General features: G+C 35.1%; 3 protein-coding genes. All 3 read right to left on the reverse strand.

Annotated features, from left to right (window positions below):
* Positions 1-86: 86 nt before the first annotated feature.
* On the reverse strand, positions 87-350 hold the full coding sequence (locus DNK84_RS10155; protein WP_119344404.1) for a hypothetical protein: 264 nt from the start codon (positions 348-350) through the stop codon (positions 87-89).
* Positions 351-979: 629 nt separating this feature from the next.
* Positions 980-1,267: a HigA family addiction module antitoxin gene (locus DNK84_RS10165; protein WP_119344406.1), complete on the reverse strand. Its 288-nt coding sequence runs from the start codon at positions 1,265-1,267 to the stop codon at positions 980-982.
* An 11-nt stretch (positions 1,268-1,278) separates the two neighbouring features.
* Positions 1,279-1,569, reverse strand: coding sequence for a type II toxin-antitoxin system RelE/ParE family toxin (locus DNK84_RS10170; RefSeq protein ID WP_119344407.1), 291 nt, complete (start codon positions 1,567-1,569; stop codon positions 1,279-1,281).
* Positions 1,570-1,663: the final 94 nt, after the last annotated feature.

Consider the following 1,663-nt stretch of genomic DNA (forward strand, 5'->3'; position numbering starts at 1 on the left):
GTATTTTAGTAAACACAATGCGTGACGAATTCCCCCCATTTTGGTATGCTTTACTCGTACACATGATGTTTAAAAATTTAGGTAACTTACGCGACTCTTTTAAATCGCTGAAAACCTAACAAAGAGATGAAGTCAATATGATCAACTTGAGTAAATATCTCAGCCGTTGATTTGCCTTTCATTTTTTCGTTAGCAGAGCGCATTAAAGGGATGTGATTAAGAGCGAATTGAATGAGTTCAAATCGCTCTTTTTTAAATCCTTTGCGAGGATCAAGATAAGGTCTTAATCGGCTGTTAAGCGTTTCGATTAAAGAGCTTGATCGATGTACTTTAGCAATAGTGTTTAGCACATCATCTTCAATATCATCAAAGCAATCTCCATGTTTATCATAGAACTTAATCAGATTAAGATCATACTGATTGCCATCGAGATTATATCTGGCGTTATTACATATATCCCAAATGTCTGAAACGTTGATAGCATGCTTTATTGCTAGGCTTTCAAACTCCGTATTAAGCTCATTGACAACATCAAGCAGCTTTGCTTTGTTGTTTTTTAATGTGGTTACAATAGACTATACCTTCAATGCTGACATAACATCATATCAGTTCAACAGAAACGCTTTAAATTATATTGATGAGAATTGGTATACTTTTGTATTTTCCGAGTCACTATATGGTATTAATGAGCTGATTGACTACATTAAATATCAATTCAAACGAGTGCCAATCGCAGAATTTACAATACCCAACCATTTTAATGACAATCTTAACTCCCAAGGCAGGGTAATCTGTATTTCAAAACATCACATCGCATCAAAATATCTTGCAAAAACTTTGAAAAAACATGGCTTTCCAGAGTTTATATCACAACTAAAAAGCTACCTAACAAAACGGTCGCCACAGACTACAACCTAACTTAATTGGTCTGCTCACCCATAGCCCGTTACGCCAGTCAATATTGACAACGCCAAAAACTTTATGCAGCAATAGGGTCAATCGGTGTATGTTTCTGTTTGGCGTTCCACAGATCATAGGCTAATTGCAAGTTTAACCAAAATTCAGCCTCCATATTAAACGCTTCAGCAAATGCTAAAGCAGTATCAGCAGTAATTCCTCGCTTGCCATTTACAATTTCGTTAACCCTTGCATATGTCCACCCTAAATGTTTTGCAAATTTGGACTGTGTTATCCCCATTGGTTCCAAAAAGTCTTTTAAAAGAATTTCACCGGCATGGGTTGGTTGTCTTGTGGTTGGAAGTCTCATTTTATCGCTCCTCAATGATAATCAACAATATCAACGTCTACTGCACTATTCTGAATCCACTTGAATATAATACGATACTGATTATTAATCCGTATTGACCAACAATCTGATAGCTTGCCCTTTAGTTTTTCCAATTTATTGTTTGGCGGCACATTCAAGTCTTCAATTTTAGTGACAGCATTTAGCTGATCCAATTTTCTAACTGCAAGTGAATGTAGATTTGTCGGAAGCTTTCTAGAATATCTAGTAGATACTCCATTAAACACATCTTCAGCCAACTTACTATTAAAATTCTTAATCAAAGCTTGATATCACTTGGTGTTTTTATGAATTATATATCGATATGCGATATATTTCAATTATTAATCCATTGTTATTCCCATAAAACTATAGTTT

It is taken from the genome of Facilibium subflavum, assembly GCF_003574485.1.
Taxonomy (GTDB): Bacteria; Pseudomonadota; Gammaproteobacteria; order Francisellales; family Francisellaceae; genus Facilibium; species Facilibium subflavum.